Here is a 14871-nt window from a genome sequence, read left to right as displayed (position 1 = left end):
CGATAGACATGTCTCGTTTGCAAGATTTCTACAAGAACAAGGTCGCTGCCGACCTGCAGGCCAAGTTTGGCTACAAGAGCACGATGGAAGTGCCGCGCATCACCAAGATCACCCTGAACATGGGTGTGTCGGAAGCGGTGTCGGACAAGAAAGTCATCGAGCACGCTGTTGGCGACCTGACCAAGATCGCCGGGCAAAAGCCCGTCGTGACGAAGACCAAGAAGGCTATCGCCGGGTTCAAGATCCGCGAAAACTACCCGATCGGTTGCATGGTCACGCTGCGTGGTCAACGCATGTACGAATTCCTGGATCGCCTGGTGGCGGTTGCGCTGCCTCGCGTGCGCGACTTCCGCGGTATCTCGGGTCGTGCGTTCGACGGCCGTGGCAACTACAACATCGGGGTGAAAGAGCAGATCATTTTCCCCGAAATCGAGTACGACAAGATCGACGCGCTGCGTGGGCTGAACATCAGCATCACCACCACCGCGAAGACCGACGAAGAAGCCAAGGCGCTGTTGACGGCCTTCAGCTTCCCGTTCCGTAACTAAGGGGCTGATGACGTGGCTAAACTTTCCCTCATCAATCGCGACATCAAGCGTGCCAAGCTGGCTGACAAGTTCGCCGCCAAGCGCGCTGAGTTGAAGGCGATCATCGACGATCAGTCGAAGACCGACGAAGAACGTTACCAAGCTCGGCTCAAGCTGCAACAGCTGCCGCGCAATGCCAACCCGACGCGTCAACGTAACCGTTGCGTGGTCACCGGTCGTCCGCGCGGTGTGTTCCGCAAGTTCGGCCTGACGCGCCACAAACTGCGTGAAATGGCGATGAAGGGTGAAATCCCCGGCATCACCAAGGCCAGCTGGTAGGAGAAACAATATGAGCATGAGCGATCCCATCGCCGATATGCTGACCCGCATTCGCAATGCGCAGCAAGTGGACAAAGTTACGGTGAGCATGCCCTCCTCGAAGCTGAAGGCGGCCATTGCCGCTGTGCTGAAGGACGAAGGCTACATCGACAGCTTTGAAATCAAGGGCACCCAGGCCAAGCCTGAGCTCGAGATCACCCTGAAGTACTACGCTGGTCGTCCGGTCATCGAGCGCATCGAGCGCGTTTCGCGCCCCGGTCTGCGTATCTACAAGGGCCGTACCAGCATTCCTCAGGTCATGAACGGCCTGGGCGTGGCTATCGTTTCGACCTCGCGCGGCGTCATGACCGACCGTAAGGCTCGCGCCAACGGCGTCGGCGGCGAAGTGCTGTGCTACGTGGCCTAAGGAGAAATTCTAATGTCACGTATCGCTAAGTATCCGGTCGAACTGCCCAAGGGTGTTGAAGCCAACATCCAGCAGGATCAGATCACCGTCAAGGGCCCGCTGGGCACCTTGACCCAAGCCCTGACCGGCGACGTCACGATTGCGTTGGACAACGGCAAGCTCACGTTTGTTGCCGCCAACGACAGCCGTCACGCCAACGCCATGTCGGGTACCGTGCGCGCTCTGGTGGCCAATATGGTCACGGGCGTGAGCAAGGGCTTCGAGCGCAAGCTGACCCTGGTCGGCGTGGGTTACCGCGCTTCGATCCAAGGCGACGCCGTTAAGCTGCAGCTCGGTTTCTCGCACGACGTTTTGCACAAGTTGCCGGCTGGTATCAAGGCCGAGTGCCCGACCCAGACGGAAATCGTCATCAAGGGCGCCAACAAGCAAGTCGTCGGTCAGATGGCCGCTGAAATCCGTTCGTACCGCGAACCCGAACCCTACAAGGGCAAGGGCGTGCGTTACTCGGACGAACGCGTCGTCATCAAAGAAACCAAGAAGAAATAACGGCGCACGCAAGGACGAATCATGGACAAAAAAGTTTCCCGTTTGCGTCGTGCGGTTCCGACCCGCCGGAAGATCAACGAGCTGCGCGTTCATCGCCTCTCGATTTTCCGCTCGAACCAGCACATCTACGCCAACATCATTTCGCCGGAAGGCGATCGCGTTCTGGTCAGCGCCTCGACGGTCGAAGCCGAAGTGCGCGCGCAACTGGCCGGCCAAACCGGTCAGGGCGGCAACAAAGCCGCTGCGTCGCTGGTCGGCAAGCGCGTGGCCGAAAAGGCCAAGGCTGCCGGTATCGAACTGGTCGCTTTCGATCGCTCGGGCTTTCGTTACCATGGCCGCGTGAAAGCGCTGGCCGATGCCGCGCGTGAAGCCGGCCTGAAGTTCTAAGCGAGGATCTGTCAAATGGCTAAAGTACAAGGCAAGAACGCCGCGGAAAAAGAGAACGATGACGGCCTCCGCGAAAAGATGATCGCGGTCAACCGCGTGAGCAAAGTGGTCAAGGGTGGTCGCACCATGAGCTTTGCCGCGCTGACCGTGGTTGGCGATGGCGATGGCCGCATCGGCATGGGTAAGGGCAAGGCGCGTGAAGTGCCGGTGTCCGTTCAGAAGGCTATGGAACAAGCCCGTCGCGGCATGTTCAAGGTCGCTCTGAAGAACGGCACGCTGCACCACACCGTGGTTGGCAAGCATGGCGCCGCTACCGTGCTGATTTCGCCCGCTGCTGAAGGTACCGGCGTCATCGCCGGCGGCCCGATGCGCGCTATTTTCGAAGTGATGGGTGTGCGTAACGTGGTTGCCAAGAGCCTGGGCTCGAGCAACCCCTACAACATGGTTCGCGCCACGTTGAATGGCCTGCGCGCTTCCCTGACCCCGGCTGATGTTGCTGCCAAGCGCGGCAAGTCCGTCGAAGAAATCCTGGGGTAAATCATGGCTCAGAAGCAGATCAAAGTGACCCTCGTGCGCTCGGTGATCGGTACCAAGCAATCGCACCGTGATACGGTTCGCGGTTTGGGCTTGGGCCGCATCAACAGCAGCCGCGTGCTGGTCGATACGCCCGAGGTGCGTGGGATGATCCGTAAGGTGGATTATCTCATTTCCGTCTCGGAAGCCTAAGGAATCACCATGTCGGATATGCAACTCAATACGCTGAAGCCCGCTGAGGGCAGCAAGCACGCCAAGCGCCGCGTCGGCCGTGGCATCGGTTCGGGTCTGGGTAAGACCGCCGGCCGTGGTCACAAGGGTCAGAAGTCGCGCTCGGGCGGTTTCCATAAGGTTGGCTTCGAAGGCGGTCAAATGCCGCTGCAGCGTCGTCTGCCCAAGCGTGGTTTCACCCCGCTCGGCCAGCACCTGTTTGCCGAAGTCCGTCTGTCGGACCTGCAAGCCCTGCCCATCGACGAAGTCGACGTGCAAGTGCTGAAGGCCGCTGGCGTGATTGGCCAGGCGGTTCGTTTCGCCAAGGTCATCAAGTCGGGTGAACTCTCGCGCAAGGTCGTGCTCAAGGGCATTACCGCGACGGCCGGCGCTCGCGCCGCCATCGAAGCCGCGGGCGGCTCGCTTGCTTGATCACGAGGTGACGAGTGGCTAACGCGCAGGCATTGGGCAAAACCGGAGCACGGTACGGCGATCTGAAGCGCCGCCTCGTGTTCCTGGTGCTCGCCCTGGTGGTTTACCGTTTGGGTACACACATCCCCGTGCCGGGCATCAACCCGGATGCGCTGGCGGACTTGTTCCGTCAGAACCAGGGCGGGATCCTGGGCCTGTTCAACATGTTCTCGGGCGGGGCGCTCTCGCGCTTCTCGATTTTTGCCCTGGGGATCATGCCGTACATTTCGGCATCCATCATCATGCAGCTGATGTCTGTGGTGGTGCCGTCGCTGGAATCGCTCAAGAAAGAGGGCGAAGCCGGCCGTCGGAAGATCACCCAATACACCCGCTACGGCACAGTCGTGCTGGCGCTGGTGCAGGCTGTGGGCATTTCGGTAGCGTTGGAGTCCCAGCAGGGACTGGTGATCGATCCGGGCATGCTGTTCCGCTTCACGACCGTCGTGACCTTGGTCACTGGCACCATGTTCGTCATGTGGCTGGGTGAGCAAATCACGGAACGTGGTCTGGGCAACGGGATTTCCATCCTGATCTTCGCAGGTATCGTTGCGGGTCTGCCCGCGGCGCTGGCTGCACTGTTGGACCTGGTCCGCACCAACTCGATGTCCGTGCTTTCGGCACTGTTCATCGTGGCTCTGGTGGTGCTGGTTACCGCTTTTGTGGTGTTCGTTGAACGCGGACAGCGCAAGATCACGGTGAACTACGCCAAGCGTCAGGTCGGCAACAAGGTCTACGGTGGTCAAAGCTCGCACTTGCCGCTGAAGCTGAACATGGCTGGGGTGATTCCGCCGATCTTCGCGTCGTCGATCATTCTGTTCCCGGCCACGATCACGAGCTGGTTCTCCAGCAGTGAGAACATGCGCTGGCTTAGCGACCTGGCTGCGGCCCTCTCGCCTCGTCAACCGCTCTACATCACGCTGTACTCGGTCGCGATTATTTTCTTCTGCTTTTTCTACACGGCTCTGGTGTTCAACAGCCGCGAAACGGCGGACAACCTGAAGAAGAGTGGTGCGTTTGTTCCGGGCATCCGTCCGGGCGAACAAACGGCGCGCTACATCGACAAGATCCTGATGCGTTTGACGCTCGCAGGTGCCATCTACATCACGTTGGTGTGCCTGTTGCCGGAATTCTTGGTGATGCGCTGGAACGTCCCCTTCTACTTCGGTGGTACGTCTCTGTTGATTATTGTGGTGGTGACGATGGATTTCATGGCGCAGGTTCAGGCCTACATGATGTCTCACCAGTACGACTCGCTGCTCAAGAAGGCTAACTTCAAGGGTGCGGGTTTGCCGATGCGGTAAGCAAAAGAATGTCCAAGGACGACGTCATTCAGATGCAAGGTGAGGTTCTTGAGAACCTCCCGAACGCGACATTTCGCGTCAAGCTCGAAAACGGCCACGTGGTGTTGGGCCATATTTCCGGCAAGATGCGTATGCATTACATCCGGATCCTGCCGGGTGACAAGGTCACAGTGGAGCTCACGCCCTATGACCTGACGCGAGCCAGGATAGTTTTCCGCTCCAAATGAGCGGAACCGGATTACGGAAAATTAGGAGTCAACCATGAAAGTAATGGCATCGGTTAAGCGGATCTGCCGCAACTGCAAAGTTATCAAACGTCACGGCGTGGTGCGCGTTATCTGCACCGACCCGCGTCACAAGCAGCGTCAAGGCTAACTCGGGTTAGCGACTACGCAACGGATTTATTCAAGGAACAGTCATGGCCCGTATTGCTGGCATTAACATTCCGCCGCATCAGCACGCCGAGATCGGCCTGACCGCCATTTTTGGCATCGGTCGTACGCGCGCTCGCAAGATCTGCGAAGCGGCAAACGTCCCGTTTGACAAAAAGGTCAAGGATCTGAGCGACGCTGAACTGGAACGCGTCCGCGAACACGTTGGTGTGTTCACGGTCGAAGGTGACCTGCGTCGTGAAGTGCAGCTCTCGATCAAGCGTTTGATCGACCTGGGAACCTACCGCGGCATGCGCCACAAGCGCGGCCTGCCCGTGCGCGGCCAGCGCACTCGCACCAACGCCCGCACCCGCAAGGGCCCGCGTCGTGCTGCTGCGTCCCTGAAGAAATAATCGAGGAACTGGATTATGGCGAAAGCTTCCACCAGCGGCGCTTCGCGCGTGCGCAAAAAGGTCAAGAAGAACGTCTCGGACGGCATCGCGCACGTTCACGCTTCGTTCAACAACACCATCATCACCATCACCGACCGTCAGGGCAACGCACTGTCGTGGGCCACGTCGGGCGGTGCGGGCTTCAAGGGTTCGCGCAAGTCGACCCCGTTCGCCGCGCAGGTTGCCGCTGAAACGGCTGGCCGCGTCGCGCTGGAGTACGGCATCAAGACGCTGGAAGTGCGTATCAAGGGCCCCGGCCCCGGCCGCGAGTCGTCGGTCCGCGCTCTGAACGCGCTGGGCATCAAGATTTCGAGCATCGCCGACATCACGCCCGTTCCGCACAACGGCTGCCGTCCGCCGAAGCGTCGTCGTATCTAAAGGGAATCCACATGGCACGTTATATTGGACCCAAATGCAAGCTCTCGCGCCGCGAGGGTACCGATCTGTTCCTGAAGAGCGCCCGCCGCTCGCTGGATTCCAAGTGCAAGCTGGATTCCAAGCCTGGCCAACACGGCCGCACTTCGGGTGCTCGCACTTCCGACTACGGCCTGCAGCTGCGCGAAAAGCAAAAGCTCAAGCGCATGTACGGCGTGCTGGAAAAGCAATTCCGCAAGTACTTCGCTGAAGCCGAGCGTCGCCGTGGCAACACCGGCGAAACGCTGATCCAGCTGCTGGAATCGCGTCTGGACAACGTCGTCTACCGCATGGGCTTCGGCTCGACGCGCGCCGAAGCTCGCCAGCTGGTGAGCCACCGCGCCATCGAACTGAACGGCCACACGGCTGACATCGCTTCGATGCTGGTCAAGGCTGGCGACGTGATCTCGATCCGCGAAAAGGCCAAGAAGCAAGGCCGTATCAAGGAATCGCTCGATCTGGCCACCAGCATCGGCATCCCCCAGTGGGTGGAAGTCGACACGACCAAGATGACCGGTACGTTCAAGTCGGCCCCCGATCGCGCTGACGTCGCTCGCGACATCAACGAATCGATGGTCGTCGAACTGTACTCGCGTTAATCAGGCCTGCCGGCGCTACCTTCGCAATGCGCCGGCGAGCTGGTCTCGCGACCCGTTTGCACGTCCCGCAGCAGCCCGCTTTCCGCTTTTTGGCGGGGCGGGCTTTGCGGTAAGTATCGGCCGGTGTTTTTTGCACCGTCCGCGTTTCAAGTTTCACCCTGTCCATCAGCCTTATCGGTGTAACGAGCCGAGGGTATTGAAAAGGAACACAGTAAATGTCCACTCAAGGTTTCCTGAAGCCGCGCTCCATTGAAGTCGAACCGGTCGGCACGCACCATGCCAAGATCGTGATGGAGCCGTTCGAGCGTGGCTACGGTCATACGCTGGGCAACGCCCTGCGCCGCATCCTGCTGTCTTCGATGACCGGCTATGCGCCGACCGAAGTCCAGATGACGGGCGTGGTGCATGAATACTCGACCATCCCGGGCGTTCGCGAAGATGTCGTCGACATCCTGCTGAACCTGAAGGGCGTGGTCTTCAAGCTGCACAACCGCGACGAAGTGACCCTGGTTCTGCGCAAGACCGGCGCGGGCACCGTGCTGGCCAGCGACATCGAGCTGCCGCACGACGTCGAGATCATCAACCCCGGCCACGCCATCTGCAACCTGACGGATGCAGGCAAGCTGGAAATGCAGATCAAGGTTGAAAAGGGCCGCGGCTATGTGCCGGGCAACGTGCGCGCGCTGTCGGAAGACCGCACCCACACCATCGGCCGCATCGTCCTGGACGCCTCGTTCAGCCCGGTTCGCCGTGTGAGCTACGCTGTTGAAAGCGCCCGCGTGGAACAGCGCACCGACCTGGACAAGCTGGTCCTGGACATCGAAACCAACGGCGTGATCTCGCCCGAGGAAGCGGTGCGCCAGTCGGCTCGCATCCTGATGGACCAGATCTCGGTCTTCGCCGCCCTGGAAGGCGCTGGCGATTCCTACGAAGCCCCGGTCCGCGGCACGCCGCAGATCGATCCGGTGCTGCTGCGCCCGGTCGACGACCTGGAGCTGACCGTGCGTTCGGCCAACTGCCTGAAGGCCGAAAACATCTACTACATCGGCGACCTGATCCAGCGTACCGAGAACGAACTGCTCAAGACCCCGAACCTGGGTCGCAAGTCGCTCAACGAGATCAAGGAAGTGCTGGCCGCACGCGGCCTGACGCTGGGCATGAAGCTCGAAAACTGGCCCCCCCTGGGCCTGGAGCGTCCCTAAGTCTTGAAAAGGGGGCCATCCCTGGAAGGGGGGCTCCCGCTGCCAGCCGGCCTCGTGCCGGCCGGTTTGCGAAATCGTCGTAAAATGCACCGTTTTCTACCGGACCGCGGCCTGATTGCAGGTTGATAGAAGAGCCGGATAACCCGATGGCGGAAACGCCGTCTTTAGATTCAAAGGAAACTTATCATGCGTCACGGTAATGGCTTGCGTAAGCTCAACCGCACCAGCAGTCACCGTCTTGCCATGTTCCGCAACATGGCCGTTTCGTTGATCACCCACGAAGCGATCAAGACCACGCTGCCGAAGGCGAAAGAATTGCGCCGCGTCATCGAACCCCTGATCACGCTGGGCAAGGAGCCCACGCTCGCGAACAAGCGTCTGGCTTTTGCCCGTCTGCGCGATCGCGATGCGGTGGTGAAGCTGTTCGCCGAAATCGGCCCGCGCTACGCGGCCCGCAACGGCGGCTACACCCGCGTGCTGAAGATGGGCTTCCGTCAAGGCGACAACGCTCCCATGGCTTTCATGGAACTGGTTGACCGTCCGGAAGTCGATGAAGCCGCTGAGGACAGCGCCGAGTAATCTCGGTAGCTCGATAAGCGACAAGGGCGGGTCTTCGGACCCGCCCTTGTTTTTTTGGCCGGCCGCCTAGGATCACGAGGCGTGCAGTTCGCCCCGCAATTGCGCGGCAGTCTCGGCCAGCGCCTCTGCTGCAGGCTGGGGCGGCATGGTGAAAGTCAGGTTCTGTTGCTCGATGTACTGGGTGGACGTGACGTCTTGCGGATGATGCATGGGGATGACGTGCGCATGCGCGTGCGCCACGTGGATGCCCGTGAAGCCGAAGCCCACGCGTTCCACGTCATACAGGCGCTTCATGTGGCGCCCGAGCTTCTGCCCCAGATTGAGGATACTGCCCGCCAGATCGGCCGGCATGTCCTCGTAATAGGGATAGTGCTGCTTGGGGATGATGAGCGTGTGTCCGGGGCGCACAGGGTGGATATCGAGAAACGCCAGCAGGCGGTCATCTTCGTGGACCACGTGCGCGGGGATTTCGTGGCGTGCGATACGGCAGAACAGACAGTTATCGGACATGCGTGCCTCGTTGGTAGCGGGTTGCATGGCGGCGCGTGCGGGCCCGGCGAATCCGGACGATGGCCGCAATACCGATAAAATACCCCGAGTTACGTCCCATACGGGTATCCCGAGGAGCCTTCATGTTGCGAGATGACGACGTTGTGCTGGTCATCAGCAATGCGCCCGACCTGCTGTTGGCCAAGCGGATTGCGCATGTCCTGGTCGAAGACGGTCTTGCCGCGTGCGTGAACCTTGGCGCGCCCGGCCTGTCCATCTACATGTGGAAAGGAGAAGTCGAAGGGGCGGAGGAAATCCCCATCCACATCAAGACCACATACGCGCGCCACCAGGCTGTAGTGCAGGCCTTGGCGCAGATGCATCCCTACGATGTGCCCGAGATCATTGTGCTGCCTGTCATCGGCGGCGCGGCGCCCTATCTGGACTGGGTGCGCGAACAGACGGCCGTCACGCAGAACAAGAGAGACTGATGTTGCAACTAGCCGGTATCGGCGCGCTTCGGCGCGAGTCCTGCGCGTCGCGCGCCTTCTTCAGGCAGTGGCTGGCCTTGCTGGCCATGATGCTGCTGTTGTTGGGCTGGCAAACGGCCGCGCGTGCCGAGGCCGAGTTTCTTGAGCCCGAGAAGGCCTTCATATTCAGCGCGGAGATGGTGGCGCCTGAAACGCTGGAATTGCGCTATCGCGTGGCGCCCGGCTACTACATGTACCGGGAACGCTTCGGTATCACCATCAGCCCCATCGGCGCCGCAACTCTGGGCGACGCGATCTATCCCAAGGGCGAGGTCAAGTACGACCCGACCTTCGAGAAGGACATGGAGGTGTTCCACCAGGACGTGGTGATCCGCGTGCCGGTGGCTGCGGGCGGACAGCCCTTCACTTTGACCGTGACGGCACAGGGCTGCGCTGACGCGGGGTTGTGTTATCCACCCATGGACAGTAGCGTGAAACTCACGCCGGTAGCCGGTGGCTATGCCCTCGCCGGACCGGGCGGTGCCGCAGCAGCCGCCACCGGCGCGTCCAGCGCGTCCGGTGGATTCGGCGCGCTGGTCAATGCCGGCGATACTGGACTGGCCGACGCCCTGGGCGGCCTCGGCTGGGTCAAGACCGCGGGTGTGTTCCTGGTGCTGGGCCTGCTACTGGCCTTCACGCCTTGCGTGCTGCCTATGATTCCCATCCTGTCGTCCATTGTGTTGGGCGGCGCCGCGCAGGCCAAGCCGTCCCGCGGCCGCGGCTTGGCGCTGGCCGCCACCTACGTGCTGGGCATGTCTGTTGTCTACACCGCGCTGGGCGTGGCGGCGGGATTGAGCGGGGCCGGGCTGGCCGCCTGGCTGCAGACGCCGTGGATCCTGAGCTTGTTTGCGATCCTGCTGGCGGTGCTGGCACTGGCGATGTTCGATGCCTTCACGTTCCAGATGCCCGCCGGCATCCAGGGCTGGCTATCGCAGCGCTCTGCCCGTATTCCGGGCGGACGCTACACGGGCGCGCTGGTGATGGGCGCCTTGTCTGCGCTGATCGTTGGACCTTGCGTGGCTGCTCCGCTCGCGGGCGCGTTGTTGTATATCTCGCAGACGGGCGATGTGGTGCTGGGTGGATCGGCCCTATTCGCGATGGCATGGGGCATGGGTGTGCCGCTATTGATCGTAGGCGCATCCTCCGGCGCTTTGCTGCCGAAGGCCGGACCCTGGATGGATGGCGTGAAGCGCCTGTTCGGCATGTTGTTGCTGGCCACGGCCTGGTGGATGCTGATTCCGGTGGTGCCGACCTGGGTGCAGATGACGGGTTGGGCATTCCTGGCCGTTGTTGCTGCGGTGATGCTGCGGGCGTTCGATGCCTTGCCGGAAGGCGCAGGTTCGGCGCGCATGTTCGGCAAGGGCGTGGGTCTGTTGCTGGCGCTGGCGGCGGCTGCCTGGCTCATTGGCGCGGCAAGCGGCGGACGCGATGTGTTGCAACCGCTGTCGCATCTGGCCGCGCGCACCGACGCACCTGCAGGCGTGGCAGCCAACAGCGGCGAAGTGCACTTTACCCGCGTGCGCAACAATGCCGAACTGGATGCCTTGCTGGCGCAAAGCCGCCAGCCGGTCATGCTGGATTTCTACGCGGACTGGTGCGTGTCGTGCCGCGAGATGGAGCGGTTTACGTTTACTGATCCCGGCGTCGCTCAACGCATGGCAGGCATGCTGCTGGTACAGGCCGACGTGACCGCGAACAATGCCGATGACCGCGCGCTGCTCAAGCGTTTCCGCCTGTTCGGGCCGCCGGGAATCATGTTTTTCGAACCAGGCGGCAAGGAGCTGCCTGACGCGCGCGTGGTCGGTTTCCAGGACGCCAAGCGCTTTACTGAATCGCTCGACAAGGTGCTGTTGCGCTGATGCGCGGCGGCCTTGCCGCAAGTTGCCCGCCGTGCCCAAAGGCCGCTCCACGGACCCGTCCGTGGAGCGGCCTTTTGCCGTTTGGGGCTGTTTGGTGGATTGGCTTCAGCCCTGGCGCGTCGCGCGTACGTCGCGGTTCTGCCAGCCCAGTTCCGCCGATATGGCATCGGCGCAGCGCTTGAGGTCGTCGATGAGCGGACTGGTCCAGCGCACATCGAACACGCCGGCCGCGCCGATAGCGGTGATCACCAGCACCACGTTGCCGTTGGAGTCGAACACCGGTGCGCTCAGGCCATTGATGCCCGGAATGGGATCGCCGACGGCGCGGGCAATGCCGCGCTGACGGACTTCACGCAGGGTCCGCTCGAATTTTTCCGTCTTGCCCAATGAGGGCACCGAGCCCAGGCGCAGATGGTCTTCGTGCAGCAGGCTTTCTATTTTCTTTGGCGGTAGCAACGCGGCGAATACCTTGCCGGTCGCTGTGTTGGTCAGCGACATGACGGTGCCGGTGCGCATGTTGACGTGGATGGGATAGTTGGATTCGTGCAGATGCACGATGACCGGCCCCAGGTTGCCAAGCACGGCGATGGCGATGGTCTGCCCGGTTCTTTCCGCGAACTCGCGCGTCATGGGCACGGCGATCTTGATGGGGTCCAGCCGATGCAGCGCTGCCAGGCCCAGCTGCAGCGCGAGCGGACCCAGCTCGTATTCGCCGGTGTTGGGGTCTTGCCGTACCAGGCCCAGGTTGCCATAGCTGACGAGATAAGCATGGGCGTTGGCGCCCGACATGCCCGCCGCCTTGGCCAGCGCGCCCAGCGGCAGCGCGGACGAGTGTTCCAGCAACGCCAGCAGGATCTTGCCGCCGACTTCGATGGACTGGATACCGCGCCTGCGGGGCGGCGGAGCTGGGGTGTGGTCGGCATTGCGCTTGCCGGAGCTGGGTCTGGTGGCCATTTTCTTTTATCGAATGAGATTGCCTATGTTAGTACTTTCGCTAATCGTGAACCATATTGACATTATCAAATGCCTTATCTACAGTCGAAAGAATAAGAAGGCCGCCTCGATCCCGCGATCGGGAGCAGGCCGTCAAAGGGTATGGAGACAACGTGGAAGATTCTCGTCAATACGATTGCGACGTGTTGGTGGTCGGGTCGGGCGCGTCGGGCATGGCCGCGGCAATCACTGCGGCCACTGCGGGCCTGAAGGTCCTTATCGTTGAAAAAGAGCCGCGCTTCGGCGGCTCCACCGCGCGCTCGGGGGGCTGGCTCTGGATTCCGGGCACGTCGCTGGCCAAGATGCAGGGCATACATGAAACCCCGGACGAGGGGCGGGCCTATCTGCGCCATGAGGCCGGCGACAGCTACAACGCTGAACGGGTCGACGCGTTTCTCGAGCATGGTCCGCGCGCTGTGGATTTCTTTACGTCGAATACCGAAGTCCAGTTCGACATGCCCTTGGTGTTTCCCGACTATCACGCGGAAGCGCCAGGCGGAAAGCAGGGTGGGCGTTCGATGGTGGCGAGGCCTTATGACGGCCGCAAGCTTGGCGCCCATATCCGCGACCTGGCGCCGGCGCTGCCCGAGCTGACGGTATTCGGCATGATGCTGGGTTCAGGCAAGGAAATCGTGCATTTCATGCGGGCCACGCGCTCCCTGGCTTCGGCCTGGTACGTGGCCAAGCGCCTGTCCCGGCATTTCCTGGATGTGCTCAAGCATGGCCGCGGGATGACTTTGACCAACGGCAATGCGCTGGCCGGCCGCCTGGCCGCGTCGGCATTCAAACTGGGCGTGCCTCTATGGCTGAATGCGCCGGCCAAGTCGCTCATCATCGAGGACGGCACCGTCCATGGCGCGGTGGTGCAGCGTGACGGAGCGACGGTGCGCGTGCGTGCCGCGCGTGCCGTGGTGCTGGCTTCCGGGGGCTTTCCCTATGACATCGAGCGGCGCAAACGCCTGTACGCGCATGCGCCCAACGGCACGGAACACTATTCGCCGTCGCCAGCGGGAAACACCGGGGACGGGCTACGCCTGGCTGAGAGCGCGGGCGGACAGGTCAACACCGATTTGCCCAATGCCGCCGCGTGGGTGCCGGTGTCCGTGGTGACGCGCAAGGATGGCAGTCCGGGCTACATGCCGCACTTCATCGATCGCGCCAAGCCGGGGGTCATCGCCGTCACGCGCAACGGAAAGCGCTTTACCAACGAAGGCAGCTCGTACCATGACTTCGTGCAAGAGATGGTGCGCGCATGTGAAGGGCAGGGCGAGACCTGCGCCTGGCTGATCTGCGACCACAAGACCTTGCGCAAATACGGCCTGGGGAGCGCTGCGCCATTTCCGCTGCCGATCAAGCGCTATCTGGATACCGGCTATCTGACGCGCGGCGCATCGGTCGCGGAACTGGCGCAGAAAACAGGTATCGACGCCGGCAGCTTGCGCCAGACGGTCGAGGCATTCAATCGGGAGGCGGTGCTGGGGCGCGATCCACAGTTCGGCAAGGGCAGCAAAGCCTACAACCGATATCAAGGCGACGCGCTGCACGGTCCGAATCCCTGCGTCGCGCCGATAGTGAAGGGGCCGTATTACGCGATCAAGGTCATGATCGGCGACATTGGTACGTTCGCGGGCCTGAAGGTCGATGGCGAGGGTCGCGTCTTGAATGAACAAGGCGTAGTCGTTCGCGGCCTGTACGCCGTGGGCAATGATGCTTGCAGCATTATGGGCGGCAACTATCCCGGCGCGGGCATCACACTGGGCCCGGCGCTGACCTTTGGCTATATCGCGGGGCAAAGCATTGCTGCCGCCGGCCAGGCTCGGGCGGACGTACCCGCGACGGGCGCTCCCGCGCAGGCCGCCGCATGAGCGCCGCGCCGGCAGGACTGCTGCGGGGCAAGCTAGCCTTGGTAACAGGCGCGGGCCAAGGCAATGGACGGGCATTGGCGCTGGGGCTGGCGGCCGCCGGCGCGCGCGTGGTCGCGACAGACGTGCAGGCCGATAAGGCGAGGCATACCGCGGACGCCATCATCGCCGCGGGCGGGGAGGCCTGGAGCCACGTGCTGGACGTGACGGACTCCGAGGCTTGCGCGGCCGTGGCGGCGCAAGTGCAGCTGGAAGTCGGCCCTATCGACGTACTGGTCAACAACGCGGGCATCCTCATCCGCGAGGGCATCGACAGCCCGCGCGCAGCCGAGAACTGGAAGCGGGTGCTGGACGTGAACCTGAACGGCAGCTTCAACATGATCCATGCCTTTCTGGGGGCGCTGCGTGCCACGCGCGGTGTCATCATCAACGTGGGCTCCATCGCGTCGTTCGCCGGCGTGGGCGCCACGCTGGGGTATTCGCCGTCCAAGGGTGGCGTGAAGATGATGACGCAGGCCATGGCGCGCGACCTTGCGCCCGACGGCATACGAGTCAACGCCATCGCTCCGGGCGTCATCGAAACGCCGATGACGCAGTACACGCGGGACGATCCCGGCCGCCTCGCGAATTTCATGCAGCGCATACCGCTGGGCCGGGTGGGACAGCCCGAAGACTTGGTGGGCCCCGCCGTGTTCCTGGCTTCGCCGATGGCGGAGTACGTGACAGGCGTATCCCTGCCTGTGGATGGCGGCTACCTCGCGGTATAGCCGCAGCCTCCGCGCGCCTGGGGCCGGACGAAG

Annotated in this window: 22 protein-coding genes; 20 read left to right on the top strand and 2 right to left on the bottom strand. The window is 62.2% G+C overall.

Annotation, left to right across the window (positions count from 1 at the left end):
• Positions 1-8 precede the first annotated feature (8 nt).
• From rplE to rplQ, 16 genes are all read left to right on the top strand, one after another.
• The gene (gene rplE / locus VCS63_RS02565) at positions 9-548 is read left to right on the top strand and encodes a 50S ribosomal protein L5 (RefSeq protein WP_042795915.1); all 540 of its coding nucleotides are present in this window, start codon (positions 9-11) and stop codon (positions 546-548) included.
• A 12-nt stretch (positions 549-560) separates the two neighbouring features.
• Positions 561-866, top strand: a complete 306-nt coding sequence (gene rpsN, locus VCS63_RS02560; protein ID WP_006216527.1) for a 30S ribosomal protein S14 — start codon at positions 561-563, stop codon at positions 864-866.
• 10 nt (positions 867-876) lie between these two features.
• Positions 877-1272 carry a 30S ribosomal protein S8 gene (gene rpsH, locus VCS63_RS02555; protein WP_006216525.1) on the top strand — a complete coding sequence of 132 codons (396 nt, stop codon included), beginning with the start codon at positions 877-879 and terminating at the stop codon, positions 1270-1272.
• 12 nt (positions 1273-1284) lie between these two features.
• Complete coding sequence (rplF, locus tag VCS63_RS02550; protein WP_042795916.1) at positions 1285-1818, top strand: 50S ribosomal protein L6; 534 nt, start codon at positions 1285-1287, stop codon at positions 1816-1818.
• 21 nt (positions 1819-1839) lie between these two features.
• A complete protein-coding gene (rplR, locus tag VCS63_RS02545; protein WP_013397004.1) occupies positions 1840-2205 on the top strand; it encodes a 50S ribosomal protein L18 in 366 nt (121 codons plus the stop codon).
• 15 nt (positions 2206-2220) lie between these two features.
• Positions 2221-2742: a 30S ribosomal protein S5 gene (rpsE, locus tag VCS63_RS02540; protein ID WP_042795917.1), complete on the top strand. Its 522-nt coding sequence runs from the start codon at positions 2221-2223 to the stop codon at positions 2740-2742.
• 3 nt (positions 2743-2745) lie between these two features.
• Positions 2746-2931 (top strand): 50S ribosomal protein L30, encoded by a 186-nt coding sequence (gene rpmD, locus VCS63_RS02535; RefSeq protein WP_042795919.1) that lies wholly within the window; start codon positions 2746-2748, stop codon positions 2929-2931.
• 9 nt (positions 2932-2940) lie between these two features.
• Positions 2941-3381, top strand: coding sequence for a 50S ribosomal protein L15 (gene rplO / locus VCS63_RS02530; protein ID WP_042795920.1), 441 nt, complete (start codon positions 2941-2943; stop codon positions 3379-3381).
• A 14-nt stretch (positions 3382-3395) separates the two neighbouring features.
• Entirely contained in the window at positions 3396-4721 is a 1326-nt protein-coding gene (gene secY / locus VCS63_RS02525) for a preprotein translocase subunit SecY (protein ID WP_013397001.1), read from the top strand.
• An 8-nt stretch (positions 4722-4729) separates the two neighbouring features.
• Positions 4730-4948 (top strand): translation initiation factor IF-1, encoded by a 219-nt coding sequence (gene infA / locus VCS63_RS02520; protein WP_003806927.1) that lies wholly within the window; start codon positions 4730-4732, stop codon positions 4946-4948.
• A gap of 34 nt (positions 4949-4982) precedes the next feature.
• The gene (gene rpmJ, locus VCS63_RS02515; protein WP_003806928.1) at positions 4983-5096 is read left to right on the top strand and encodes a 50S ribosomal protein L36; all 114 of its coding nucleotides are present in this window, start codon (positions 4983-4985) and stop codon (positions 5094-5096) included.
• Positions 5097-5139: 43 nt separating this feature from the next.
• Positions 5140-5505, top strand: coding sequence for a 30S ribosomal protein S13 (gene rpsM / locus VCS63_RS02510; RefSeq protein ID WP_006389632.1), 366 nt, complete (start codon positions 5140-5142; stop codon positions 5503-5505).
• A 15-nt stretch (positions 5506-5520) separates the two neighbouring features.
• Positions 5521-5922, top strand: coding sequence for a 30S ribosomal protein S11 (gene rpsK, locus VCS63_RS02505; protein WP_006216516.1), 402 nt, complete (start codon positions 5521-5523; stop codon positions 5920-5922).
• An 11-nt stretch (positions 5923-5933) separates the two neighbouring features.
• Positions 5934-6557, top strand: a complete 624-nt coding sequence (gene rpsD / locus VCS63_RS02500; RefSeq protein ID WP_042795921.1) for a 30S ribosomal protein S4 — start codon at positions 5934-5936, stop codon at positions 6555-6557.
• Between the two features lie 215 nt (positions 6558-6772).
• Positions 6773-7759 (top strand): DNA-directed RNA polymerase subunit alpha, encoded by a 987-nt coding sequence (locus VCS63_RS02495; RefSeq protein WP_006216514.1) that lies wholly within the window; start codon positions 6773-6775, stop codon positions 7757-7759.
• 186 nt (positions 7760-7945) lie between these two features.
• Complete coding sequence (rplQ, locus tag VCS63_RS02490) at positions 7946-8338, top strand: 50S ribosomal protein L17 (protein WP_006389635.1); 393 nt, start codon at positions 7946-7948, stop codon at positions 8336-8338.
• A gap of 72 nt (positions 8339-8410) precedes the next feature.
• Here rplQ and VCS63_RS02485 read toward each other — a convergent pair whose 3' ends face one another.
• Positions 8411-8848 carry an HIT family protein gene (locus tag VCS63_RS02485; RefSeq protein ID WP_323878161.1) on the bottom strand — a complete coding sequence of 146 codons (438 nt, stop codon included), beginning with the start codon at positions 8846-8848 and terminating at the stop codon, positions 8411-8413.
• Positions 8849-8970: 122 nt separating this feature from the next.
• Here VCS63_RS02485 and cutA point away from each other — a divergent pair, with 122 nt between their 5' ends.
• On the top strand, positions 8971-9318 hold the full coding sequence (gene cutA / locus VCS63_RS02480; protein WP_054457254.1) for a divalent-cation tolerance protein CutA: 348 nt from the start codon (positions 8971-8973) through the stop codon (positions 9316-9318).
• Positions 9318-11216: a protein-disulfide reductase DsbD gene (dsbD, locus tag VCS63_RS02475; RefSeq protein WP_175198684.1), complete on the top strand. Its 1899-nt coding sequence runs from the start codon at positions 9318-9320 to the stop codon at positions 11214-11216. Before cutA ends, dsbD begins: the two co-directional genes overlap by 1 nt.
• 105 nt (positions 11217-11321) lie before the next feature.
• On the opposite strand, the gene VCS63_RS02470 is transcribed toward dsbD, so the two are convergent.
• Complete coding sequence (locus tag VCS63_RS02470; protein WP_082884676.1) at positions 11322-12170, bottom strand: IclR family transcriptional regulator; 849 nt, start codon at positions 12168-12170, stop codon at positions 11322-11324.
• Positions 12171-12322: 152 nt separating this feature from the next.
• Between VCS63_RS02470 and VCS63_RS02465 the strand changes: the two genes are divergently transcribed.
• Complete coding sequence (locus VCS63_RS02465) at positions 12323-14074, top strand: FAD-dependent oxidoreductase (RefSeq protein ID WP_063961637.1); 1752 nt, start codon at positions 12323-12325, stop codon at positions 14072-14074.
• A complete protein-coding gene (locus VCS63_RS02460; RefSeq protein WP_063641547.1) occupies positions 14071-14838 on the top strand; it encodes an SDR family NAD(P)-dependent oxidoreductase in 768 nt (255 codons plus the stop codon). Before VCS63_RS02465 ends, VCS63_RS02460 begins: the two co-directional genes overlap by 4 nt.
• The last annotated feature ends 33 nt before the right edge of the window (positions 14839-14871 follow it).

The organism is Achromobacter sp. D10 (genome assembly GCF_035282245.1).
In the GTDB taxonomy this organism is placed as follows: Bacteria; Pseudomonadota; Gammaproteobacteria; order Burkholderiales; family Burkholderiaceae_B; genus Achromobacter; species Achromobacter insolitus.
The sequence above is the reverse complement of the archived record's forward strand: the minus strand, read 5'-3'. Positions and strand labels throughout refer to the sequence as shown.